Here is a 22,779-nt window from a genome sequence, read left to right on the forward strand (position 1 = left end):
GGATGATGGAAGTCGCTGGCATCGAACCGGCCGACCTCCTGCAGTCGGTGCGCGTGGTGGCCCAGGGCGATGCGCTGCTCTCCCCCTCGGTCACCAGACGGCTGATCGAAGCGTACGTCTCCACCCCACCCAGACCGGTGCCGCGACCTGGCCTCGACCGGCTGACCGACCGGGAGCGCGAGGTCTTGTCCCTGGTCGCGACCGGGATGTCCAATGAGGAGATCGCCGCCCACCTGACGATCAGCCACGCCACGGCCAAGACCCACGTGAGCAGGACGATGACCAAACTGGGCGCTCGTGACCGCGCGCAGCTGGTCGTCCACGCCTACGAGTCCGGGCTGGTCACCCCAGGAGGCGAACCATGCTCTTCATGGTGATCGAACGATTCCGCGACAACGACATGATCCCGATCTACCGGGAGGTCCGTGACAGGGGCCGGCTGATGCCCGAGGGGCTGACCTACCTCAACAGCTGGATCGAGCCCGACTTCAGCCGCTGCTTCCAGCTCATGGAATGCGATGACCTGCGCCTCCTCCAGCAGTGGGTCCTGGAGTGGCGCGGCTCCGGCGCGACCTTCGAGATCGTCCCCGTCGTCACCAGCGAGGACACCCGCGACGTCGTGGCGCCCTATCTCGACCCGCCTTAAGAGGCTTCCTGGCCGAACGTGATCACGATGTACCGGCCGTTGGCGTAGCTGACCACCGGCCGCTGGAGCATGTCCCCCACCCGGCGAGCGACCCTCTGGAACAGCTCCACCATCTCCGGGGTGTCGGCGCTCACCCTGAACCGCCCGTCGCTAACGAGCGTGTCGGCGACGAGGGTCGTGAAATTCGCCTCTGCCCGGGCCTGCTCGTCCACGCTGAGCGGGGTGCGCTGGGGTACGGGGGGCTGGGTCATCGCGGAGTCTCCTCATGATCGCTGTCCTCCTAGTCTCTACCCCAGGTGAACCGCGGTGGTCCTCAGCCGCGGGTCGGCGGCGATCTCGGCCTCGGTGAAGCGCTCGGTGACCCACTGGCCGCGCGAGAACAGGACCGTCTGGTCGGTGTGGTGGGGCGAGGCGGGGTTGGCGGAGAGGGAGTAGGTGAGGACGGTGCGCGTACGGGGGCCGTCCGGGGTGAGCTCCACGGCCATCATGAAGCTGGACCCGGTGTCCACCTCCGGGTAGCGCCCGTCCGTGCCGAGCGCGGCGGCGCGCATGCGCACCCTGTCGAAACAGCCCTCTCCCTCGGTGCAGCCGGGAAGCGGGATCGAGGAGTAGCGCTGCGCCTGGCCCGGGGTGAGCGTCAGGGCGATGCGGTTGGTCTGGAAGAAGAGCACGGCATCGGCCAGCGACTCCCGCACCTCCGAGGCGTCGTGCTTGAGCCCCCGTGGGGTGGTCAGCGGATGTGCGGCATCGAACGGCACCCGCCACGGGCTGAAAACGGGCTCTCCCATCTTGTGGGGACCCATCAGCCGGGTGAAGAACTCGCGCCACAAGATCGCCCCTTGGCCGTCCAGGGTGGCGCGACCGTCCCACTTCCGCAGCGTCGCGCAGGCCTCGCGCACGTTCACCCGCTTACCGTCGGACGAGGTCAGCTCGGGGTGGGTACGGCACAGCGTCAGCAGGTCCGAACGCATGAGCTCGAAGCTGTAGTTGCGCTTGGTGCGCGCGGTGGCCTGCAGCGTTTCCAGGGTGAAGCCGGGCTCGCCGAGCCCGTCGGCGCCGGACAGCCGCTGGGCGATCATGTCCAGGCTGACGCGGGGACGCGGCTCCACGTCGGTGCGCGGCTCGCCCCATGCGTGCTGGTAGCCGGTCAGCGGCTTCGACGGGTTCGTCATCCAGAAGGTGTTGTTGGAGTTGGCCACGTAGTCGGCGCGGGTCAGCCTGGGCTGGTTGCCCGGCCCGAAGATGCCGGGCACGACGGCGTCGCGATCCTTGCCCCACAGGCACGCGGAGGTCGAGCCGTCCAGCACGTATGCGTCCAGCCCCGGAATGGGCGAGGGCTTGGCGCAGCGGCGCGCCTTCGCGTCGGTGACGTGGGGGACGATCGAGGCGTCGGCGAAGTAGGCGGTTCCGCCGATGTCGGTGGCGAGCGTATGGACGAACGCCAGGCCCTGATAGGTGCTCTGGGACGCGCGTAGCTGGGTGAGGTTCGTCGCTCTGGCCATCGCCAGCCATTCGTCGGCCGCGCGCAGATTGGCGGCGTTGGCATCGGCCAGCGCGTAGGCGACCTTGTCGGTCTGCCCGGCGGCGAGCACCGGGCCGTAGCGCGAGGTGTAGAGCGTGTGGCTGGTCATGGTGCCGTCCTGCAGAGCGACCTGCACCTCCTGGCGGCCCACCGGCTCCGCGTTGCCGTCCACCAGGTAGCTGGTCCGGTCGCCCGCCAACCGCAGCTGGTAGACGGTGAAGCGCTGGGCGTGCGAGACGGTGTGGGTCCAGGCCACGCTCGCGTTGTGCCCGATCTGGACGACCGGCGTGCCGTACAGACTGCCGCCGGAGACGTCGAGCACGCCGGGGATGGTGAGCTGTACCTGGTAGAAGCGGCGGATCCCGTTCCATGGGAAGTGCGGGTCGGCCAGCACCATGCCATGGCCGTCGCGGGTCGCCTGGCGGCCCAGCGCCCAGCCGTTGCTGCCCGCGGCAGGTCTCTTGTCCGGGCCGTCGGTCTCGGGCTCGTCGATCCCGGTGATGGCCTCCTTGAGCGCGGAGCTGCCGACCATGCGGTTGAGGTCGAGCAGGTTGTTCCAGATGTCCGTGGCGGTGACGTCGCCGACCCAGGCCTTGCCCCGGCAGGTGGGATCGGGCAGGTTCGCCACCCCGGTCTCCTGGAGGTAGCGGTTGTATCCCGCGACGTAGCCGTCGACCAGGCGGCGCAGCTCAGCGCTCGGCCCCACCGGCGCGGGCCGGGCCAGTAACCGCCGCACGACGCCCGAGTCCGCGACGCTCTTGTAGTAGACGTCGCTGGCGAGATTGTTGACCGGGCTGACCGGGTCGTCGGACATGGCCGCGGCGCCGAAGTGCCGGGATCGCTCGCCCCGCAGTGTCACCACCCACGAGGCCATGACGCACAGGTTGTCCTGCGCGAAGGCGTAGCCGTACCCGAATCCGAGGCCGCCGTAGTCCTTGGCGGAGATGTGCGGGATGCCGTACTCGGTGTGCCGGATGGTGGCGGAGTAGCGCGCGTCGCCGGCCGCGGCGGGCGCGCTGGTGCGCACGACCACCACGGTGGAGGCGAGCAGGACCAGCGCGATCAGCACGGCCAGTCGCGGTCTGAGCTTCATGGGGTTCCTATTCGAAGCGGGCGTTGTCTGGCGCGGTCAGCTGCCTGAGCAGCGGCATGCCCATGAGAATCACCAGCAGGGAGGCGGCGAGACCGCCGCCGACGGTCGCGAAGTAGGCAGGTCCGGGCATCGCCAGGGAGGCGCCCTTCATCGCGAGCTGGTCGATGAGCGGCTCGGCCACGCCGAACCCGGCGCCGGCGGCGAGCACGGCGGACAGGACGAGCGGCAGCGCGGACTCCAGCAGCACCACCCCGGCCAGCGTGCGGGTGGGGGTACCGGCCAGCCGCAGCAGGGTGAACGGCTGCCTGCGCTCCACCAGCCCGCCGCCGACCGCCACCACGAGGCTGCAGCCGCCGACGATCAGGGTCAGCGCGACGATGGCCAGCGCGACGTTCTCGCCCTGGGTGTACAGGGTCGCTCTGGCCTGGGCGACCTCGGCGAAGGTCATCGGGGCTTGGGCGGTGTGCGCCGCCAGCAGCGTGCGGATCCGCTCCACCGCCGCCGGGTCGGTCGTGCTGATCAGGATCGACTCCATGTCGAGGCCGGTGATGGCGGTGGAGACGGATTCACTGGCGGGCCCCGCGAGCGGAAGGATCTTGTCGATGGTGAGCGGGTTGTCGACGTTGACCACACGGTAGAAGGTTCCGGCCACGACCCGCGCGGTCGACGGGCACCTCCCGAGCACGGGGAAGCGGGCCAGGCTCGCGCATTCGACGACGGTCGTCGCGGGCGGTGAATCGTCAGCGGGCATGGGGATCTTCTCTTTGTCGGCCCTGGCGTAGATGGGCAGCACGTCCACGCCCGGGAAGCCGCGCAGGCGGGCGAGCAGGTCCGCCTGCACCCGCTGGGACAGGCCCGTGACGCCGGGCCGGGCGAACTGGGCGCGCAGCACGTGGTTCAGCGCGCCGCCGGCCACGGCCTGCTGGCCGGAGAGCACCGCGGGCACGAGGCCGGCGATCGCCGTGCCGATGAACACCGCCAGCACGAGCCCGCTCACCGCGCGGAAGGCGGCCTTGGGGTCCACGGCCATCCGCTGCGCGGCCAGCAGCGTCGCCGCGCTCCGGGTCAGCCCGGCGGCCAGGCGCGCGACCCGCATCGTCAGCCAGGGCCCGGCCAGGACCAGCCCGACCATGATCAAGGCAAGGCCCGCACCGGCCAGCAGGGCGTCGGGCTCCTTGACGTTTCGGAACACCGGCCCCGCGAACAGCCCCAGCCCGGCCAGCAGCGGGATCACCCGCCACGCCCGCGGCGGGGGCGGCGCGGCCTTCCTGGCCACACCGAGCGGTGAGATCCGCACCCGGCGCAGCGACCACAGCGCGGCGCACGCCGCGACGACCGGCACGCAGACGAGCACGGCCGCGTACTGCCAGGAGCGCGGGGCGATCAGGTCGGGGAAGAAGCGGGAACCGGTGATCCGCGCCCCGGCCAGCGCGGGCCGTACCACCTGGAAGAGCGCGAGGCCGGCCAGCGCGCCGAGCAGCGCGCCAAGGGCGGCGTCCACCGCGGCGAGCACGTTGACCTGCCGGGAGGTGGCTCCCACCAGCCGGATCGCCGCCAGGCGCGTCTCGCGCCGCGCGGCCGCCAGCCGGGTGGCGGTGCCCACCAGCACCAGCAGCGGGACGAACAGCCCGATGGCGGCGACGACGAACCCGAACTGGTAGATGTCGGCGTTGCCGTCGACCGCGAGCTCGGTGGCCACCGTGTCGACCTGCTGGGCGCCGGGCATCGCGGCGACCTGCCCCGGCATCAACCCCACCACGATGGCCAGCTCGTCGGGCCCGGACAGCGCGGCCTGGCCGATCAACCCGGCGCGCGTGCCGGGGAAGCGGTCGGCGAGCTGCTCGCGCGGCACCGAGTCCAGCAGTCTGGCCAGCGCGGGCGAGGCGTAGTACTGGCCGGGACCGGGCATGCGGGACAGACCCGGGATGACCGGCGCCCGGGTGCCGAGCGCGGCGGCATCCAGCCTTTTGATCAGCCGGCCGGCGTAGTAGTCCTCGTGGCGGTTCCACAGCGCGCCGTCGTTGGTGGCGTCCAGCGCCCAGCCATTGGGCGCGGAACCGCGCGTGCACTCCCAGCACAGGCGGTCATTGGTGGCCTGGAAGGCGTTGAAGAGCGACAGCGTGGCCAGCAGCACCGCGACGCCGACGGCCACTCCGGCGACGATCAGCGTCAGCCTGGCCGCCACCTCCCTGCCGCCGCGCAGCGACAACCGCAGTCCCAGCGAGATCATCGGACGATCCCGCTCGCGTACGGGTCGGTGACCCGGCCGTCGCGCACGACGACCTCCCGGTCGGCGCAGGCGGCCACCCGGGCGTCGTGGGTCACCACGATCACGGTGGTGCCTTCCTCGCGGGCCAGGCCCACCAGCAGCTCCATCACGAGCTCGCCGGTGAGCGAGTCGAGCGCGCCGGTCGGCTCGTCGGCGAAGACGACCTGCGGCCCGGTCACCAGCGCTCTGGCGATGGCCACCCGCTGTGCCTGCCCGCCGGACAGCTCCCCGGTGCGCCGGCCGCCCAGGTCGGCCAGCTCCAGCCGCTCCAGCCAGGAGGCGGCCCGCGCGTAGGCACGCTTGCGTCTGGTACGGCCGAGCAGCAGCGGCAGCGCCACGTTGTCGGTCACGGTCAGCTCCGGCACGAGCTGGCCGAACTGGAAGACGAAGCCGAAGGCGGTGCGCCGCAGCTCGCTACGGCGGCGGTCGTTCAGCGTGTCCAGCCGCCGCCCGTCGAACCACACCTCGCCGCTGTCCGGGGTGAAGATCCCGGCCAGGCAGTGCAGCAGCGTCGACTTGCCCGAACCGCTGGGTCCCATGACGGCCAGAACCTCGCCCGCGGTCACCGACAGGCTGGCCTCCCGCAGCGCGGGCGTGTTGCCGTAGGAGCGGCTGACCGCCTCGGCCCGCAGCAGCGCGTTGACGATCATCGGTCGCGCACCGCCTCCGCCAGCGCCCCCAGCCGGGCCTGGGTGACGTCGATCCACCGCAGGTCGGCCTCAAGGCGGAACAGGCCGTGATCGGCCAGGAGCGCGTCGACCAGGTTGCCCGCGCGCTTGATCTCGGTGAGTTCGCGCATGCGTCCCAGATGCGTCGCACGCTGGGCATCGAGGTAACCCGCCGCGTCGCGCCCCAGCATCAGCGCCAGCACGACCTTGGTGAACAGCACCGTGTGCAGGTACGGCTCGGCCGCGACCGGCTCGGCCAGCCACGCCTCGACCTCGTCCTTGCCCACGGGGGTGATGGCGTAGCGCTTGCGGTCGGGCCCGTCTCCCGGTTCGCTCTGACCGGCGGTGACCTTGCCGTCTCTGGCCAGGCGGCCGAGCGTGGAATAGACCTGGCCGAAGGGCAGGGGTTTGCCCCGGCTGAAGAAGGCGTCGTAGTCGCGTTTCAGGTCGTACCCGTGGCTCGGCTCCCGTTCCAGCAGGCCGAGCAGTGCGAGGGGGACACTCATGCCAAGCGACTATACCCCGAGAGTATATACGCCGGAGGTAATTAGTCCCCCTGCACCCACTCGGAGTGCTCTCTCTTCGCCCAGGCGAGCTCCACGAACCCTGTACGCATCCCACGCCGCGCCTGCGAATCCCGGTACGCCAGCCGGATGTGCCCGAACATCGAAAGTCACCTGTCAAGGCGGTGACGCCATCAGGCCTAGCGGAGCCGCAGTCGTCCAAAAGGGGCTCGACTATCGCGCGGTGGCCGCCCGCGTCTGGCGCTTACGGGCGCGGTAGGCCGCTGCCTTGATCTTGTTGCCGCACGACTCCATGCCGCACCACTCGCGGCGTCCCCCACGAGACCGATCGATGAAGATCTTGGTGCATTCGGGGTTGGCGCACTCCTTCATGAGCGGCACATCCGGCCCGGTGAGCAGTTCGATGGCGTGCCTCGCCACGGTGGACAGCGCCTGTGCCGGAGTCGCCTCGGTCCACCGGCCCTCGGCGGCGAGCTGCGGAATCGCGCACGGAGTGCGTGCCGCCTCGTTCACCAGCGCGAGCGCCCCGCCGTCGTACCCCTCGCCCGCGAGCCGGGCGGTGACCAGCGCGTAGATCGCCTCCCGTACCGTCACCGCCTGGGTGACGTCGTCCTCCTGGCAGGCGGTGACGGTGTCGACGATGCCGGACTCCACATACCAGGCGTCGAGCCGGGCAGGCGCGTCGAGCGTCTCGAAGGGCGCCGTACGCCGGGCGCGGAGCGTGCAGGCCAGGTCGAGGGCGGGGTTCCCGCACAGGAAAACATGTCTCACATCACCAGCTTGACGGGTGACTCTGATGCGTGCAATATTCGTCACCACTTGAACCAGTGACGACGCGCCAGGCTCAGGCGGCGGCCAGCCACAGGTCGGGGCCGAACACCTCGTAGTGAATGTCGCGCGGCGCGACTCCTGCCCCGATGAGCTGAGCACGTGCGTCACGCATGAACGGCAGCGGGCCGCACATGTAGACGACCGCGCCCTCAGGGATCTCGACGTCGGCCAGATCCATGCGGCCGGTGCGGGCGTTGCCGCAGCCACCGTCCTCGTACCAGAAGATCCGCTCGCCGGAGGGCAGCGCGTCGGCCAGTCTCTCCATGTCCTGACGGAGCGCGTGCTCGGCCTTGGCACGGTCGGCGTGCACGAGCAGGACCCGCCGCGAGGAGCCGGTCTGGGCCAGGTGCCGCAGCATCGCGGTGATGGGCGTGCAGCCGATGCCGGCGGAGACGAGCACGAGTGGCGCGTCGCCGTCGGCGAGCGACACGTCACCGAACGGCGCCGAGAGAGTGAGCTCGTCGCCTTCCTTGACAGTGGCGTGCAGCAGCGCGGAGACCTCCCCTTCGGGGGTGTCGCCGCCGCGCACCCGTTTGACGGTGATACTGCGGAGTCCGTCTTGGCCGCAACCCGACAGCGTGTACTGGCGCTGCTGGCGCACACCGTCGGGCATCAGCATCCGGACGCTGACGTACTGGCCGGGCCGCGCGGGCGGGGCGGGTTCGTCCCCCACGGGCCGCAGCACCAGCGACACCACGTCCGCCGTCTCCTCGCGCCGCTCGACGACCTGCCAGGACCTCCAGGTGCTGCCGTCACGCGCCCCCGCCTCGGCGTAGATCCGGGCCTCCAGGGAGATCAGGGCACCGGCCATCAGCCAGTAGACCTCGTCCCACGCCGCCGCGACCTGTGGGGTCACCGCGTCGCCGAGCACCTCCGCGATCGCGCCGAAGAGATACTTGTGCACGATGACGTACTGGTCATCGGTGACTCCGACCGCCGCGTGCTTGTGCGCGATGCGGGCGAGCAACGCGTCGGGGCGCACATCGGGGTGCTCCAGCAGCGCCCCGGCGAAGGCGGCGATCGAACCCGCCAGCGCCTTGCGCTGCTCGCCGCTGTGCTGGTTGCCGCGGTTGAACAGCCCATCGAGCAGCTCGGGCCGATCGGCGAACATCGTCTCGTAGAACCTCGCGGCGATCGTGTCGAGCGACGCACCGACGACGGGCAGGGTATCGCGGACGATCACGGCGGTTTCCGCGGACAGCATGTGAACCTCCTGGTCAAGGGCAGCCCAAGATCCGGCGCCAAGATAATATGAATCTTAAATGCATATTAAACGGCGTGCGGATTGCCCCCTCCACCGGGGGCTACTCAGGCGAGGTGAGAGACAGCAGCGTCGGGCCGGTCGGCGACGCCACCAGCGAAGCCACCGTGACCGTGTCGAGCGAGGCGTAGAAGGCCTCCTGCGCCTGGCGCAGCGCCGTACGCAGCAGGCAGGCCGCCCGCAGCGGACAGGGCGGGTCGTCCTCGCACCCCACTACGTCGCCGTCCGACTCCAGGCTGCGCACGACGGCGCCGACCGGCGCCCGGCGCCCCGCCTCGGTGATCTGCAACCCGCCGCCACGCCCGCGGCGGGTCTCCACGAGGCCCAGCTCACTCAGTCGCGCCACGGCCTTGGCCGCGTGGGTGTACGGCACGACGAGCATCTCGGCCACCTTACGGGTGGTCAGCAGCTCATCCTGGCGCGCCACAGCCAGCCGCATCACGACACGTAGCGAGATGTCGGTGAAGGCGGTCAGGCGCATGCCCATACGGTAGGCGCTTCGGGGCAGCGCTCGTGCACGCGAGGACGCAACGTCAGCGACTGAAATCTGAGTTCATCCGACCCTACGCCGTGGAAGTCCACGATCTCGAAGGAACGACTCGCGAACTCTTGAAGCTCCTCATCGGTGCGGAAGGCGAAGAACCGGGGAGGCTCGTGGTCATCCCCCTCAAAGGGACCTTCCCCATGCAAGGTGCCACCGCCGTAGACCCCAAGAAAAACCAGCCCACCAGGACGTAGAAGTGCGTGAATAGCGTCCAACACCGTCGGCAGATCGCCATTGGGCACATGCAGGAGACAATTCAGCGCGTACACCGCATCGAACGACTCCGGCGCGAAGTCGAGATGCAGAAAGTCCCTGACATGGGCTTCAATGCCTTTCTCTCGGCACAGATCCACCATCGCAGGCGACAGATCGACAGCGACCACATCCAGACCGTTGTCCTGGAAATATGCGCTGTCCTGGCCGGTTCCGGCACCGACCTCCAACAGCCGCCTTCCGCCGCTGTCCTGTACCCGGCTCAGGAACGCTGCCCGCTCCGCCAGCTTCCACGGCTGCTTGCCGCTGCCGTCACGACGCTTGGCGCTGCCGTCGTAGGCCGCTCGAAGGGAACCGATCACATCGTCGTAGCGCACGCCCATCCCGCCATGATGACGAGCATCTCGGCCACCTTACGAGTGGCCAGCAACTCACCCTGGCGCGCCACGGCCAGCCCACACCCCGTTTAGTAACTTATAGTAACCCTATGATTACAAATAGTAGCTTGGCTGAATGGCGAGATCCCCAGCGCCAGTCCCCCTCCACAAGCGGTGTGCGCCGCCAACCGAACCGGAGACGAGGCATCACCGCGGGCCTGACAGCCCTGGCGTTCATCACGGCCGCGGCCGCCCCCACACCAGCCTCGGCATCCGTCTCCTCGGCGCACCAGAGCGTGCTGGCCGCCACCTGCGATCCGCGCAGCGGCACGCGAGCCTTCTACTCCGCTGACGAGTCGGCGAAGGTCAACGGACGGATGTGTGTGGAGGTGCGGCAGCGCGCCGACGGCAGCCAGTACGTCCACGCCTACTTCGGCGCAGACATCTGGTACAAGTGGGGCGTGGGCTGGTATGCCGACTGCACAAGAAGCAACCCGTGCGTCGTGTTGGGTACGTTCCAGCTGCACAGGGAACACGAGACCACCCGCCTTTCCACCTTCAGCTCGCACACCGCCAAGATCCTGCACGGCAACAACGTCAACGCCACAGCGGACTTCGACGCATACCCCGGGCACTACAAGGTGACCGTTGCCGTAGAAAAGCGGATGGGCTACTGGGGCTCCCAAAGCGGAGACGCAAACGTTCGGGCAAACACCCTCGCAATCGAGGTCGACGTCCCCTAGAACAACGTCCGGCGCCGAAGCCCCCGGCAATACGAACAGCACGCCGGGGGCACGGCGGATTGTGACGTCCTCACACCTGATGGCCCGTGTAACGCGGGTTGGTGAGGATGACCCGGATGGCGTACTTCGACCGCCGAACATGTCCGCCGCCTCCCGCGCAGGCCGAACTCGATCGGCTGCTCAGCCGGGCCCGTCGGAGGCGTACTCCCCGGGGAGGTCGAGGATCCGCAGAACGGCGCAGGCCAAGGTCTTGCCGGCACCCACCCCGACGAGCAGCACGTAGTCGCCGGGAGCCAGCGCCCCGCTGGCCAGCAGGTGGTCGAGGGCGACGAACTGGTCACTGACCCCGAGGTGACCGATGCCGGCGCCATACTCCCAGGTGGTGTCGGCCAAGGTCAGCCCGAACCAACTCGCCCGCTCCTCCAAGTTGTCCCAGCGCCCGTGCGGGAACGCGACGCGCGCCACCTCGTCGAGCGTGATCCCCGCCTCCTTGAGCGTACGCTCGACCAGCCCGATCAACGTCGACTGGATCGCCAGCATGACGCCGGCACCGTCGCCGGCCACCAGCCGCTTGCGGAACGCACCATGACGGGCGGCGAAGTCCAGCGGCCGCCCCACGGTCGCGTCCGGCGGGAACATCGGCACGCCGCCGTCGTTGACCGACTCGGCCTCCGGCAGCACGACCACGTTGACCGACAGCACCTGCGCGAAGCCCGTATCCGTGGTGAGCAGCAGCGCGCACCCGGCGTCACCTACCACGTTGCCCTCGATCATGCGCCACCGATCGACCAGCGGAGTGCCGTGGTTGTCGGCGCCGACCAGCAGCGCGGTGCCGCCCGGCCGCAGATAGCCGCAGGCGAGCTGCAGCGCGCTGAACATCCCGCAACACCCCTGCCGCACCTCAACGGACAGGGCATCGCCGCCGACCAGGTGCTGCTGCAGGTAATACTGCGGCTGCCAGCCCTCCGGCCCCTGATGCCAGACGTCGGCGTACAGCATGAGATCCAGCTCGCGCGGCGACATCCCGCCCGAGCGCTCGAACGCGTGCCGGGCCGCACGGAGCGCGAGCTCCGGAGCCGGTACGTCACCGGCCACCGCCGCACCACCGAGGCGGAAATACTCCACCTCATCGGCCGGATAACGGCCCTCGGCGACAGCCGTCTCGATACTGACCACCGGCGGCAGATGAACGCCGATACTGCGCAGGTAAATGTCGGGTGTGCGCAACCGTCCTCCTTGCTGAAGCAGCGCGGCATGCCGCGGCGCGGGGCGTGGTGGAACGAATAACCCACTGCTAGGGAAAAGCGAGCCTGCTGGAAGAGCTGTCGGGTTGCCAAGCACAGACCGGCGATACGTACGGCAGGCCCTCGCAACCTGAACGTGACGGATGTGTCCGTGGGCGGTCGGGCCGATGCTAATGGAATGAATTATCCGTGACTAGTGGTGTCATTCTTCGCACGAACCATGCATAATCTTCACCGCCGTTGATCACCGGCGTACCGGAGTGGAGCCAGCGGCCGCAGGCCGGAAAGCAGCTCACCCATGTCCCAAAACCAGGCTCCGGCCACCGGTCAGAAGCGCACCGGCCGGCTCATCATCGTGCTCGCGGCCCTCACCGCGGTCGCTCCGCTGGCCATCGACATGTATGTGCCCGGCTTCCCCAGCCTGGCCAGATCCTTCGGCACCAGGGCCTCCTCGGTCCAGCTGTCCCTGACGGCCTTTCTCGTCGGGCTCGCCGCGGGGCAACTCCTCCTGGGCCCGGTCAGCGACGCGGTGGGCCGCCGCCGCGTCCTGCTGGTCGGCGCCGCGCTGTTCACGGTGCTGTCCCTGGCCTGCGCCGTCTCCCCCGGCATCGAGATCTTCGACGCGGCGCGGCTGCTGCAGGGGGTCGCCGGGGCGGCGGGCATGGTGGTCGCCCGAGCCGTGCTCACCGACCGCTTCCACGGCACCCCGGAGGCGGGTCGCCACTTCGCGACCCTGTCGGCGATCGTGTTCATGGCCCCGGTGGCCGCGCCGGTGCTCGGCGGGGCCATCCTCGACATCGGCTCCTGGCGCCTGGTCTTCACGGCGCTGGCGGGCTTCGGCGTCCTGCTGATCGCGGGGCTCCTCGCCTGGGTGCCGGAGAGCCTGCCCACCGACCGCAGGCGATCGGGCGGGGTGACCGGTGTGGTCAAGGCCATCACGATGCTCGCCGGGCGGCGCGCCCTCGTGGGGTACGTGCTCGCCTCGTCCTTCACCGGGGCCGCGCTCTTCACCTACATCGCCGGCTCGACGTTCGTCTTCCAGAACGTCTACGGCCTCTCGGCCGTGCGGTACAGCCTCGTCTTCGCCACCAACGCCCTCGGCATGCTGGCCTCAAGCGTCCTCTTCGGCCGCCTGTCCGCCCGCGTCCGGGTGGACACCCTGTTGGTCGCAGGACTGGCCGTGGCCGGCACCGGTACGGCGGCCCTGGTCGCGTCGCTGGTCACGACCGGCGGTTCCGTCGCCGCCACCTGGGCCTGCCTGTTCGTCACCGTCGCCGGCCTCGGCACCGCGCTGCCCGCCACCACGACCGTCGTCCAGTCACTCGGCCACGACGCTCCCGGAGCGGCCTCCGGCCTGCTCGGCGGCAGCCAGTTCATCCTCGGCGCGGCCGCCTCTCCCCTGTCGGGTCTCCTCGGCGACGGCACGGTCTCCATGGCCGTCATCATGCTGACCGCCTTCGGCCTCGCCGCGCTGTCCCTCTTCGTGGTACGCGGGGCTCGGGGGCGGACTCCCGGACCACGAGCGAGCACCCCTTGATCAGAAGCTCATGTTGATCGACGATGGCAAAGAGGATCTTCGCACGGGAGGGGTTGAACCTGTCGAAAAGCGACTTGCAAACCGCGCTGGAACAGGCGGTGCAGTTCGCCGGGTACACCAAGATAGCTGTCTACGGACTAGACGGAGGCCGTTAGTCCCAATGATTTCAGTGTCCAGCGCCCGAGGAGTTTAAAGCGATCGTTAGCGCGGTCAATGACGTTACCCTCCTGTGGAAGGACAACTATCTCTACCTTGAAGGCGTCGCGTACGAGTTGTCGTACAACGAGAACCTGTTGACATATACAGTCCCACAGTTCGTGGTCAGGGGTCTGAACGAAAGAGACAGTGACGGCGTTGGCTGTGCCCTGGTTGAGCAGGGCCTCATCATCGCGCTGTTCAACGCGGATACGTCGGACGACGAATACACGTACATCGAAATTTTGGCCGACCTTGTCGGCGCCCGGCGTAACTGACTGACGTGCGTGCGGCGACAGCCCGGAGTCCCGCGCGCGTCGGGACCGCCCCCCAGTCCGCACGCCCGGCACGCGCCGGCAGGCGCAGGGCCGGGATGCCGGGCCGGCGACTGGGGTGATGCACTCGACCGCGTCATGATTCGGCGGACGATCTCAGTCCGGCCGTGCACGTCAGCGGATTTACAGTTGGGGTGGTTGCTCCGCACCTGGTGTGGCTTGGGCGTCGTCTTCCTCCACCCGCACATAACCCACGGAGTGAACGGCCACACCCAAGATCGTGCCAACCAGGATCGCGATCCCGGCGATCGTCATGATGTGCCAGAAACCGGCGACCACCCCGACGTACCCGAGCCCGAGCGCAGCCTGCTGCGCCACCAGCACGAGAACGGAACTCGTCACGCGTCGACGATAGGTTTCATGCTGGTTCAACATGATAAGAGCTGACAAGAGCGGGATGGCCAAGGAGAAGGCGACCACGCAGATCTGGGCGGACAGATCAAGAGAAGCGGCTCCCGGGGTCAGGAACGGCTGCACCAAGACGACTCCGATACCGATCAAGCCGGCGTACATCAGGTTGTTCTGCCGGAGGGTCTCCTCCTGATGTGCTGCAGCCCGTTTCTTCCACCATTCCCCTTGTGCGGCAGCTTGCCGCCTCCACCACGCTTCGTCCGCTATGTTCTCGTCCATGGCGACCATTGTGCAGATGGTGCGTGCCTGCCTCCACCGGCCATTGCCCTGGCTCGGTGATGAACCGGCTAGCTTGCGGGTCCGACACCGGCCGTCTGACTTGTAACGGCGCGGCCACCCGGGCGGTGTGCGGCGCAAAGGTGTGAGGTGGGACGTATCCAGCGGCGGGCTCGAACGGCGGTAACCGTCCAGCGAGACCGCGTAGCAGCGCCCGGCCCGCGTGCCCAACTGACTGCGCTAGGGGGTCCAGCCCAAGGGCGCCAAACCGGACATCAGCGACCAGCCACCAGACCCGCACCGCTACGCCTGGAAGCCCGTCCCAGCCGGAGACGAGGCCCGCGTGACGACCAAGACCCTCTCGACGAAATCGATGGGCTGAAGTCCAAGTCACGACAGGGCGTCCCGGTCGCCAACCGGGCTTGGAAGGTGTCGCCGACGTACAGACCTTCCTGATCGGCACGCTCGCGATCGGGACGGTGCACGTCATGCAGAACGTCCTCAGCGCGGCACTCAAGCGAGCGATGCGCGAGGAGATCCTCGGCCATGACGGCATCTCGGTCAACGACCTGTTCAAGTAGGGCCGTTGCACCAAAGAAGCCCCGAAACTTGATCGCTTCGGGGCTTTCTGCTGGTGGGGCTACCAGGACTTGAACCTGGGACCTCTTCCTTATCAGGGAAGCGCTCTAACCGTCTGAGCTATAGCCCCGCGCACAACGAACGGTATCGCATCCCCACGAGGGAAGGCGAACCGGTTGTTCGGACGAGGAAAAGCTTACCGCCTCTCCCGCGTTGCTCGCGCCGCCCGCCGAAAGATCGGCGGCGGCGCGAGCTCAAAAGCCATAACCCGGAAAGCTACTCGGCCTCGCTGAACGTCACCTCGACGCCGCCCACCAGATCGGAGGCGACGTTGTAGATGACCGCCCCCAGCGTGGACAGCGCCGTGATGAGCACCACGTTCACCGCGCCGATGAGGGCGGTGTAACCGAGGATGCGGACCGGCTCGAACCAGGAGGCGATGTCGATCGGGATCGAGTTCTGCCCCTGCTCCCCCTTGCCGAGCTGGTTGACCAAGTCCACAAGGGAGTCAAACACCCCCAAGCCGGACAGCACGCCGTACAGCACGGCCACTGCCACGAAAAGCACCACGAAACAGACGAGGGAGACCACGAAGCTGAACTTCATGGCCGACCACGGCTCGACGCGACGCAGGACCAAATGGGCCTTACGGGGAAGACGGGCCCCCGCGGAGTTGGAGGACTTCTTCTTAGGCATCTCGACAAGCGGAGGGGCCTCGGAGGTGAGCGACGGACGGAGTCGGACCGTCTCGTTGCCCTCCGACTGCGGCTCCCCCCCTGGCGGACCCGTGATCGGCGCCGCGCCCTGTGAAGGCGCAGCACCTTGCGAAGGCCCCTGTGAAGGCGCGGGTCCCGGTGGAGGCGTGACTCCTTGCGGAGGCGTGGCCTTCTCGTCGACCGCGTCGAGGATCTCGGTTTCGTTGGGCTTCTTCGGCTGCTGGCCGTTGTCCCGGGCCGCCTTGGTCCTGGCGGAGCCACCCTGGGCGCTCATGACCTACTCTCCTCCCCCGTCTTCCTCACTCTCCACCGAAGTCTCCATCGACTCGGCGTTCCGGGCGAGGGCCACCACGCTGTCGCCTTCAGCGAGATTCATCAAACGCACTCCCATGGTCTGGCGGCCGGACTGCTTGATCTCGCCGGCACTCGTCCGGATCACCCCGCCGGCGGACGTGATCGCGAAGACCTCATCCTCTGGGTTGACCATGACTGCTCCGACCAGCTTGCCACGGGAACTGACGATTTTCGCAGTCAGCACGCCCCTACCGCCACGTCCTTGAACTGGATACTGCTCGACGGGTGTCCGCTTTGCGTACCCAGCCTTGGTCGCGATAAGCACATGTTGACCATCGGCAATTCTATTCATGGCGAGAAGTTCGTCACCCTCCAGGAACCTCATGCCGATAACGCCGCTCGTCGCCCGGCCCATCGGGCGCAGCGCCTCGTCGGAGGCGGTGAACCGGACGGACTGCGCGCCCTTGGAGACGAGCAGGAGATCGTCCTCCTCGGAGACCAGGCGGGCCCCGATGACCTCGTCGTCGTCGCGGATGTTGATCGCGATCAGACCGCCGGACCTGGGGGAGTCGTACTCGGACAGGCGGGTCTTCTTCACCAGGCCGCTGCGGGTGGCCAGGACGAGGTAGGGGGCGACGTCGTAGTCACGCAGGTCGAGGACCTCCATAACGGTCTCGTCGGGCTGCATTGCCAGCAGGTTCGCCAGGTGCATGCCCCGCGCGTCACGCGCGGCGTCGGGCAGTTCGTACGCTTTGACGCGGTAAACGCGGCCTTTGTTCGTGAAGAACAGCAACCAATGGTGGGTCGTCGTGACGAAGAAGTGGTCGACGATGTCGTCCTGGCGCAGTTGCGCGCCCCTGACGCCCTTGCCGCCGCGCTTCTGCGCCCGGTAAAGGTCGGTACGGGTGCGCTTGGCGTAGCCACCGCGGGTGATGGTGACGACGATCTCTTCCTCGGCGATGAGGTCTTCGATCGACATGTCGCCGTCGTACGCGACGATCTCGGTCTGCCGGTCGTTGCCGAAGCGGGCGACGATCTCGGCCAGTTCGTCACCGACGATCTGCCGCTGCCGCGGCTCCGAGCTCAGGATGTCCTGGTAGTCGGCGATCGCCGTCATCAGCGATTCGTACTCGTCCTGGATCGCCTGGCGCTCCAGCGCGGCGAGCTTGCGCAGCTGCATGTCGAGGATGGCCTGGGCCTGGATCTCGTCGATGTCCAGCAGCGTCATCAGGCCGCCCTGGGCCTCCGCGGCCGACGGCGAGCGCCTGATCAGCGCGATGACCTCGTCCATCCGGTCGAGCGCCTTGAGCAGCGCGCGCAGGATGTGGGCCCGCTCCTCGGCCTTGCGCAGGAGGTAGCGCGTCCGGCGGACGATGACCTCGATCTGGTGCGCCACGTAGTACGTGATGAACTGGTCGAGCCGCAGCGTACGCGGCACCCCGTCGACCAGGGCCAGCATGTTGGCGCCGAAGGTGTCCTGGAGCTGGGTGTGCTTGTACAGGTTGTTCAGGACGACCTTGGCGACGGCGTCGCGCTTGAGCACGATGACCAGCCGCTGGCCGACCCGCGACGACGACTCCTCGCGTACGTCGGCGATGCCGGTGACCTTGCCCTGCTTGACCAGCTCAGCGATCTTGTAGGAGAGGTTGTCCGGGTTGACCTGGTAGGGGAGTTCGGTGATGACGAGGGCTTGGCGGCCCTTGTTGTCCTCCTCGACCTCGACGACGGCTCGCATGGTGATCGAGCCACGGCCGGTGCGGTAGGCGTCCTCGATGCCCCGACGGCCGACGATCAGGGCCTTGGTCGGGAAGTCGGGGCCCTTCACCCGGGCGATGGCCGCCTCGAGCAGCTCCTCGTCGGTGGCCTCGGGGTTTTCCAGCGACCACTTGACGGCCTCGGCCACCTCGCGCAGGTTGTGCGGCGGGATGTTGGTCGCCATGCCGACCGCGATGCCACCCGAGCCGTTGACCAGCAGGTTGGGGAAACGCGCCGGGAGTACGACGGGCTCCTGCGAGCGGCCGTCGTAGTTGGGCTGGAAGTCGACGGTGTCCTTGTCGATGTCGCGCAGCATCTCCATGGCGATGGGCGCGAGCTTGCACTCGGTGTAGCGCATCGCCGCGGGCGCGTCGTTGCCCGGAGAGCCGAAGTTGCCCTGCCCGTCGACCAGCGGGTGGCGCAGCGACCAAGGCTGCGCCAGCCGGACGAGGGCGTCATAGATCGAGGTGTCGCCGTGGGGGTGGTAGGAACCCATGACGTCACCGACGACGCGCGAGCACTTGAAGTAACCGCGGTCGGGGCGGTAGCCGCCGTCGTACATCGCGTAGAGCACGCGGCGGTGCACCGGCTTGAGACCGTCACGCACGTCCGGCAGGGCACGCGAGACGATGACCGACATCGCGTAGTCCATGTAGCTGCGCTGCATCTCGGTCTGGATGTCGACCGGTTCGATGCGGTCCGAAGACGGTGGAGGCGGAGTGTTCACTTCCGTCACGTGTAAAGATCCTTTTCTACTGTACGGCCGAGCGCTACACGTCTAGGAAACGGACATCTCGCGCGTTGCGGATGATGAAGGCCCTGCGCGCCTCGACGTCCTCACCCATGAGCACGCTGAACATCTCGTCGGCCTGGGCGGCGTCGTCGAGCGTGGCCTGCAGGAGGATGCGACTGTCAGGGTTCATGGTGGTTTCCCACAGCTGGTTGGCGTTCATCTCGCCGAGACCCTTGAACCGCTGGACGCCGTCGTGGGCGCGGGGGTCGCGCTTGCCGCGGCTGATGCCGTCCTCGATGATCGCGTCGCGCTCGCGGTCGGAGTAGGCGTAGGAAGCGTCGTCGCCCTTGCGGTCCCACTTGATCTTGTACAGGGGCGGCTGCGACAGGTAGACGTGACCGCCCTCGATCAGCGGGCGCATGAACCTGAACAGCAGGGTCAGCAGCAGCGTGGTGATGTGCTGGCCGTCGACGTCGGCGTCGGCCATCAGGATCAGCTTGTTGTAGCGCAGCTTGCTGATGTCGAACTCGTCGTGCACGCCGGTGCCCATGGCCGTGATCAACGACAGGACCTCGGTGTTCTGCAGGACCTTGTCGACCCGGGCCTTCTCGACGTTGAGGATCTTGCCACGGATCGGCAGGATGGCCTGGAACCGGGAGTCGCGGCCGCCCTTGGCCGAGCCGCCGGCCGAGTTGCCCTCGACGATGAACAGCTCGCACTTGTCCGGGTCGTTCCACTGGCAGTCGGCCAGCTTGCCCGGCAGGCCGCTGCCCGACTCCAACAGCGACTTGCGCCGCGTCAGGTCGCGCGCCTGGCGAGCCGCGATGCGGGCCCTGGCGGCCTGCAGCGACTTGTTGATGATGTCCTTGGCCTCGCCGGGGTTGCGCTCGAACCAGGCGCGCAGATGGTCGTTGCAGGCCTTCTGGACGAACGACTTGGCCTCGGTGTTGCCGAGCTTCGTCTTGGTCTGCCCCTCGAACTGCGGGTCGGCCAGCTTGATCGAGACGATCGCGGTCAGGCCCTCGCGGACGTCCTCACCGGAGAGGTTGTCGTCCTTGCCCTCCTTGAGGAACTTCTGCTCGCGCGCGTATCGGTTGACGATCGACGTCAGCGCGGCGCGGAAGCCCTCTTCGTGGGTGCCGCCCTCCGCCGTGTTGATGGTGTTGGCGAAGGTGTAGACGGACTCGCTGTAGGAGTTGTTCCACTGCATGGCGATTTCGACGGAGACGCCCTCGCCATGCTCCTCGAAGTCGATGACCGACGCGTGCGCGGCCTCCTTCTTGGAGTTGAGGTGCGTCACGAAGTCGGACAGACCGCCCTGGTAGCAGTATTCGACCTTCACGGACTCGCCGTTGACGTGGTCGGGACGCTCGTCGCGCAGGACGATCGTGAGGCCCTTGTTGAGGAAGGCCATCTCCTGGAAGCGACGCGAGAGCGTCTCGAAGTTCCAGGTGGTGGTCTCGAAGATGTCCTCGTCGGCCCAGAACGTGATCGTGGTGCCGGTCTCGGTGGTCTCCCCGTCCATCGCCAGGGGCGCGGTCGGCTTGGAGTGCTCGTAGCGCTGCCGCCAGATGTGGCCGTTCTGCTTGACCTCCACCTCCAAGGCGGTGGACAGCGCGTTGACGACGGCCGAGCCGACACCGTGCAGGCCGCCGGAGACGGCGTACGACTTGCTGTCGAACTTGCCGCCGGCGTGCAGGGTCGTCAGTACGACCTCGACGGCGGAACGCTTCTCGACCGGGTGGATACCGGTCGGGATGCCACGGCCGTTGTCGATGACCCGCACGCCGTTGTCGGCGAGCAGTGTGACGTCGATGAGGTCGGCGTGGCCCGCGAGGGCCTCGTCCACCGCGTTGTCGACGATCTCGTAGACCAGGTGGTGCAGACCGCGCTCACCGGTCGAGCCGATATACATACCCGGGCGCTTGCGAACCGCCTCAAGCCCTTCGAGTACGGTGATTGAGCTAGCGTCGTAGGACAAGTGCCAAATCCTCCTGCCGCGGACACGCGGCTGGGGAGGCGACACTTGCCAAGCTAGCTGCCCCTGCCGTGCCCGTCACCGTCGTGAGTGCCCCGCTGCGATGGTCACCCGGGGGAATCGGCGCCGTATACGTGCCGGGGGTGACACGCAAACGGACGTGTCCGGAATCCAGTTTCATTCTACCGGCTCTGAGGGCCCAAGGTGGCATTGAACGCGCCTGTAACGGCCTGTCGCTCGATTTCCCCCGCTTCAAGCATCCCCCCACAGGAATGGGGGTCATCGCGTCTGCGGCTCTCTGATGGGTTTTCTCGCCGATATGGCTCAGCCGTACGTGTCGCCGGGACCCTTGCTGCCGGTCACTCTGAGGCCACCGGACGTGCGCGGTGCGTTCTGCGGGCCTCTGACCTTGACCTTCGTGACCGTCCCGTGCCCGAGCTCCTCGTTGAGCCGGCGTACGAGAGTGCGCGCGAGCAGGCGCACCTGGGTCGCCCACGCAGTGGAGTCGGCGATGATCAGCACCTCTCCGTCCTCGAACGAGTCCGGTTTGGTGTGTGCGGCCAGATCGGGACCGACGATGTCGGGCCACCGGCCGAACACCCCGCCGACGGCCGCCGACCGCTCCCAGCCCCGCTCGGCGAGCAGGTCCATGATCGCGCGTCCGAAAAGCTGTGGATCGCCGGCGTCCCTGCGCGGGCCCGCCTTGCGCCTGGGCTCGCGGCGGGGGAGTTGGCCGCGCTTGGCGGCGTCGGCCTTGGCCTGGGCGAGCTTCTCCCTGGCCATCGCGGCGCCCCTGGTGGTGGGGTTGTCTTCAACGGACACGCGTCACGCTCCCCTCGGCGACGTCGAACCTGGACCCGATCAGCTCGGCGGGCACGTCGTCGGCCACCGCCGCGGTGATGAGCACCTGCTCGGCGGGGGCGACGATCTCGGACAGACGGCGTCTGCGCTGGCTGTCGAGCTCGGCGAAGACGTCGTCGAGTATCAGCACCGGGTCGCCGCCGTCGGCGCGGAGCAGGTCGTAGGCGGCAAGGCGCAGCGCCAGGGCGAACGACCACGACTCCCCGTGGCTGGCGTAGCCGCGCGCGGGCAGCTCGCCGAGGCCGAGGATCAGGTCGTCGCGGTGCGGGCCGACGAGCGTGACACCCCGCTCCAGCTCTGCCGCGCGGACCTCCAATAGCCGCTCGCGGAGCCGTTGTTCAAGGGTTTTCCCCAAGTCTGTGGATAACGTCTGTGTATCGGAAGATCCCGTCTCACCGGGGATTTCGTCCTCAGCCGCGTCGCTGCCTGTGGACAAAGTGCTGCGATAGGCCAGGGTCGCGGGGGCGCTCGTGGGGGCGAGCGCTGCATAGGCTCCGGCGACCAGCGGGCGCAGCGCGTCGATGAGATCGAGCCGCGCCTGAAGGAGCTCCGCCCCGTGCCGCGCCAGATGCGCGTCCCAGACCTCCAGAGTGCTCAGGACGTCTCCGGCGCCCGCCGCCGAGAATCCGGTGTCACTCTCGGCCCTTCGGGCGCTCCTGGCCCCTCTGCGGGCCTGCGAGGCCGCACGGAGCAGCGCCCCTCGCTGCTTCAGCACGCGGTCGTAGTCGGCGCGTACGCCGGCGAACCGCGGAGTGCGGCTCACCAGCAGCTCGTCGAGGAAGCGCCGCCGCTCAGAGGGGTCGCCCTTGACCATCGACAGGTCCTCGGGGGCGAACAGCACCGTGCGCAGCAGGCCGATGACGTCACGCGGCCTGGACACGGGGGAGCGGTTGAGCCGCGCGCGGTTGGCCTTCCCCGGATTGATCTCCAGCTCGACCAGCGCCCGGCGGTCGTCCCGCTGGATGGCGCAGCGCACGATCGCCCTGCTCGCGCCCTGCCGTACGAGAGGCGCGTCGGAGGCCACCCGGTGGCTGGAGTGCGTCGCGACGTAGCCGAGGGCTTCGACCAGGTTGGTCTTGCCCTGGCCGTTGGGCCCGACGAACGCCGTGACGCCCGGCTCCAGGCCGAGCTCCACGGATGCGTAGGACCGGAAGTCGGTCAGCGACAGGTGGGCGACGTGCACCCCAAGAAGGTTAGTGCGCCGCGCCCGCCACTGGGGTCACCGGCTTGCGCC

General features: G+C 68.4%; 21 protein-coding genes, 1 tRNA gene and 1 pseudogene. 6 read left to right on the plus strand and 17 right to left on the minus strand.

All coding sequences use genetic code 11. From position 1 onward, the window contains the following. Positions 1-11: 11 nt before the first annotated feature. Positions 12-377 (plus strand): annotated as a pseudogene (locus ACGFNP_RS09695) (response regulator transcription factor); the annotation flags it as partial. Then, the gene (locus ACGFNP_RS09700; protein WP_393316783.1) at positions 371-646 is read left to right on the plus strand and encodes a DUF3303 domain-containing protein; all 276 of its coding nucleotides are present in this window, start codon (positions 371-373) and stop codon (positions 644-646) included. The pseudogene ACGFNP_RS09695 and the gene ACGFNP_RS09700, both read left to right, overlap by 7 nt. On the opposite strand, the gene ACGFNP_RS09705 is transcribed toward ACGFNP_RS09700, so the two are convergent. From ACGFNP_RS09705 to ACGFNP_RS09745, 9 genes are all read right to left on the minus strand, one after another. Continuing rightward, positions 643-897, minus strand: coding sequence for a hypothetical protein (locus ACGFNP_RS09705; RefSeq protein ID WP_358338179.1), 255 nt, complete (start codon positions 895-897; stop codon positions 643-645). The genes ACGFNP_RS09700 and ACGFNP_RS09705 overlap by 4 nt on opposite strands. 36 nt (positions 898-933) lie before the next feature. After that, a complete protein-coding gene (locus ACGFNP_RS09710) occupies positions 934-3,261 on the minus strand; it encodes a penicillin acylase family protein (RefSeq protein WP_393316786.1) in 2,328 nt (775 codons plus the stop codon). A gap of 7 nt (positions 3,262-3,268) precedes the next feature. Next, a complete protein-coding gene (locus ACGFNP_RS09715; protein WP_393316789.1) occupies positions 3,269-5,491 on the minus strand; it encodes an FtsX-like permease family protein in 2,223 nt (740 codons plus the stop codon). Continuing rightward, positions 5,488-6,180, minus strand: coding sequence for an ABC transporter ATP-binding protein (locus tag ACGFNP_RS09720; protein WP_393316792.1), 693 nt, complete (start codon positions 6,178-6,180; stop codon positions 5,488-5,490). Before ACGFNP_RS09720 ends, ACGFNP_RS09715 begins: the two co-directional genes overlap by 4 nt. Next, entirely contained in the window at positions 6,177-6,704 is a 528-nt protein-coding gene (locus ACGFNP_RS09725) for a PadR family transcriptional regulator (RefSeq protein WP_358338167.1), read from the minus strand. The genes ACGFNP_RS09720 and ACGFNP_RS09725 overlap by 4 nt, the downstream gene beginning before the upstream one ends. Before the next feature lie 231 nt (positions 6,705-6,935). Then, the gene (locus tag ACGFNP_RS09730; RefSeq protein WP_393316796.1) at positions 6,936-7,493 is read right to left on the minus strand and encodes a CGNR zinc finger domain-containing protein; all 558 of its coding nucleotides are present in this window, start codon (positions 7,491-7,493) and stop codon (positions 6,936-6,938) included. Between the two features lie 73 nt (positions 7,494-7,566). Next, positions 7,567-8,757 carry a globin domain-containing protein gene (locus tag ACGFNP_RS09735; RefSeq protein WP_393316799.1) on the minus strand — a complete coding sequence of 397 codons (1,191 nt, stop codon included), beginning with the start codon at positions 8,755-8,757 and terminating at the stop codon, positions 7,567-7,569. 100 nt (positions 8,758-8,857) lie between these two features. Then, entirely contained in the window at positions 8,858-9,295 is a 438-nt protein-coding gene (locus tag ACGFNP_RS09740) for an RrF2 family transcriptional regulator (protein WP_393316802.1), read from the minus strand. Beyond that, complete coding sequence (locus ACGFNP_RS09745) at positions 9,286-9,954, minus strand: class I SAM-dependent methyltransferase (RefSeq protein WP_393316805.1); 669 nt, start codon at positions 9,952-9,954, stop codon at positions 9,286-9,288. The genes ACGFNP_RS09740 and ACGFNP_RS09745 overlap by 10 nt, the downstream gene beginning before the upstream one ends. Before the next feature lie 104 nt (positions 9,955-10,058). Here ACGFNP_RS09745 and ACGFNP_RS09750 point away from each other — a divergent pair, with 104 nt between their 5' ends. Next, the gene (locus ACGFNP_RS09750) at positions 10,059-10,691 is read left to right on the plus strand and encodes a hypothetical protein (RefSeq protein WP_393316808.1); all 633 of its coding nucleotides are present in this window, start codon (positions 10,059-10,061) and stop codon (positions 10,689-10,691) included. A gap of 180 nt (positions 10,692-10,871) precedes the next feature. Here the strand turns inward: ACGFNP_RS09750 and ACGFNP_RS09755 are convergent, their stop codons facing one another. Then, on the minus strand, positions 10,872-11,918 hold the full coding sequence (locus ACGFNP_RS09755) for a ketoacyl-ACP synthase III family protein (RefSeq protein ID WP_358338155.1): 1,047 nt from the start codon (positions 11,916-11,918) through the stop codon (positions 10,872-10,874). Between the two features lie 315 nt (positions 11,919-12,233). On the opposite strand from ACGFNP_RS09755, the gene ACGFNP_RS09760 reads away from it, so the two are divergent. Both ACGFNP_RS09760 and ACGFNP_RS09765 read left to right on the plus strand, forming a co-directional pair. Next, positions 12,234-13,472 (plus strand): multidrug effflux MFS transporter, encoded by a 1,239-nt coding sequence (locus ACGFNP_RS09760; protein WP_393316811.1) that lies wholly within the window; start codon positions 12,234-12,236, stop codon positions 13,470-13,472. A 317-nt stretch (positions 13,473-13,789) separates the two neighbouring features. Further along, the gene (locus ACGFNP_RS09765) at positions 13,790-13,945 is read left to right on the plus strand and encodes a hypothetical protein (RefSeq protein ID WP_393316814.1); all 156 of its coding nucleotides are present in this window, start codon (positions 13,790-13,792) and stop codon (positions 13,943-13,945) included. A 180-nt stretch (positions 13,946-14,125) separates the two neighbouring features. Here the strand turns inward: ACGFNP_RS09765 and ACGFNP_RS09770 are convergent, their stop codons facing one another. Next, positions 14,126-14,632, minus strand: coding sequence for a hypothetical protein (locus tag ACGFNP_RS09770; protein ID WP_393316817.1), 507 nt, complete (start codon positions 14,630-14,632; stop codon positions 14,126-14,128). Positions 14,633-15,051: 419 nt separating this feature from the next. On the opposite strand from ACGFNP_RS09770, the gene ACGFNP_RS09775 reads away from it, so the two are divergent. Then, positions 15,052-15,210, plus strand: coding sequence for a hypothetical protein (locus ACGFNP_RS09775; protein ID WP_358338143.1), 159 nt, complete (start codon positions 15,052-15,054; stop codon positions 15,208-15,210). Between the two features lie 51 nt (positions 15,211-15,261). Here ACGFNP_RS09775 and ACGFNP_RS09780 read toward each other — a convergent pair. The 6 genes from ACGFNP_RS09780 to recF form a co-directional block, all read right to left on the minus strand. After that, positions 15,262-15,338, minus strand: a tRNA-Ile gene (locus ACGFNP_RS09780). A gap of 146 nt (positions 15,339-15,484) precedes the next feature. Further along, positions 15,485-16,198: a DUF3566 domain-containing protein gene (locus tag ACGFNP_RS09785; protein WP_358338140.1), complete on the minus strand. Its 714-nt coding sequence runs from the start codon at positions 16,196-16,198 to the stop codon at positions 15,485-15,487. Positions 16,199-16,201: 3 nt separating this feature from the next. Continuing rightward, entirely contained in the window at positions 16,202-18,709 is a 2,508-nt protein-coding gene (gyrA, locus tag ACGFNP_RS09790; RefSeq protein WP_358338137.1) for a DNA gyrase subunit A, read from the minus strand. Between the two features lie 34 nt (positions 18,710-18,743). Beyond that, positions 18,744-20,687 carry a DNA topoisomerase (ATP-hydrolyzing) subunit B gene (gene gyrB, locus ACGFNP_RS09795; protein WP_358338134.1) on the minus strand — a complete coding sequence of 648 codons (1,944 nt, stop codon included), beginning with the start codon at positions 20,685-20,687 and terminating at the stop codon, positions 18,744-18,746. A gap of 321 nt (positions 20,688-21,008) precedes the next feature. Continuing rightward, the gene (locus ACGFNP_RS09800) at positions 21,009-21,506 is read right to left on the minus strand and encodes a DciA family protein (RefSeq protein ID WP_358338131.1); all 498 of its coding nucleotides are present in this window, start codon (positions 21,504-21,506) and stop codon (positions 21,009-21,011) included. Next, positions 21,496-22,728 carry a DNA replication/repair protein RecF gene (recF, locus tag ACGFNP_RS09805; RefSeq protein WP_393316822.1) on the minus strand — a complete coding sequence of 411 codons (1,233 nt, stop codon included), beginning with the start codon at positions 22,726-22,728 and terminating at the stop codon, positions 21,496-21,498. Before recF ends, ACGFNP_RS09800 begins: the two co-directional genes overlap by 11 nt. Positions 22,729-22,779: the final 51 nt, after the last annotated feature.

This window comes from Nonomuraea sp. NPDC049269 (genome assembly GCF_043197155.1).
Classification (GTDB): Bacteria; Actinomycetota; Actinomycetes; order Streptosporangiales; family Streptosporangiaceae; genus Nonomuraea.

Excerpts from the sequence above, each read along its gene's own strand:
- ACGFNP_RS09705 (WP_358338179.1), bottom strand. The coding sequence starts at position 897 with ATGACCCAGCCCCCCGTACCCCAGCGCACCCCGCTCAGCGTGGACGAG.
- ACGFNP_RS09720 (WP_393316792.1), bottom strand. The coding sequence starts at position 6,180 with ATGATCGTCAACGCGCTGCTGCGGGCCGAGGCGGTCAGCCGCTCCTAC.
- ACGFNP_RS09785 (WP_358338140.1), bottom strand. The coding sequence starts at position 16,198 with ATGAGCGCCCAGGGTGGCTCCGCCAGGACCAAGGCGGCCCGGGACAAC.
- ACGFNP_RS09750 (WP_393316808.1), top strand. The coding sequence starts at position 10,059 with ATGATTACAAATAGTAGCTTGGCTGAATGGCGAGATCCCCAGCGCCAG.
- ACGFNP_RS09700 (WP_393316783.1), top strand. The coding sequence starts at position 371 with ATGGTGATCGAACGATTCCGCGACAACGACATGATCCCGATCTACCGG.
- ACGFNP_RS09710 (WP_393316786.1), bottom strand. The coding sequence starts at position 3,261 with ATGAAGCTCAGACCGCGACTGGCCGTGCTGATCGCGCTGGTCCTGCTC.
- ACGFNP_RS09715 (WP_393316789.1), bottom strand. The coding sequence starts at position 5,491 with ATGATCTCGCTGGGACTGCGGTTGTCGCTGCGCGGCGGCAGGGAGGTG.
- ACGFNP_RS09725 (WP_358338167.1), bottom strand. The coding sequence starts at position 6,704 with ATGAGTGTCCCCCTCGCACTGCTCGGCCTGCTGGAACGGGAGCCGAGC.
- ACGFNP_RS09740 (WP_393316802.1), bottom strand. The coding sequence starts at position 9,295 with ATGCGCCTGACCGCCTTCACCGACATCTCGCTACGTGTCGTGATGCGG.
- ACGFNP_RS09735 (WP_393316799.1), bottom strand. The coding sequence starts at position 8,757 with ATGCTGTCCGCGGAAACCGCCGTGATCGTCCGCGATACCCTGCCCGTC.
- ACGFNP_RS09770 (WP_393316817.1), bottom strand. The coding sequence starts at position 14,632 with ATGGACGAGAACATAGCGGACGAAGCGTGGTGGAGGCGGCAAGCTGCC.
- ACGFNP_RS09745 (WP_393316805.1), bottom strand. The coding sequence starts at position 9,954 with ATGGGCGTGCGCTACGACGATGTGATCGGTTCCCTTCGAGCGGCCTAC.
- ACGFNP_RS09760 (WP_393316811.1), top strand. The coding sequence starts at position 12,234 with ATGTCCCAAAACCAGGCTCCGGCCACCGGTCAGAAGCGCACCGGCCGG.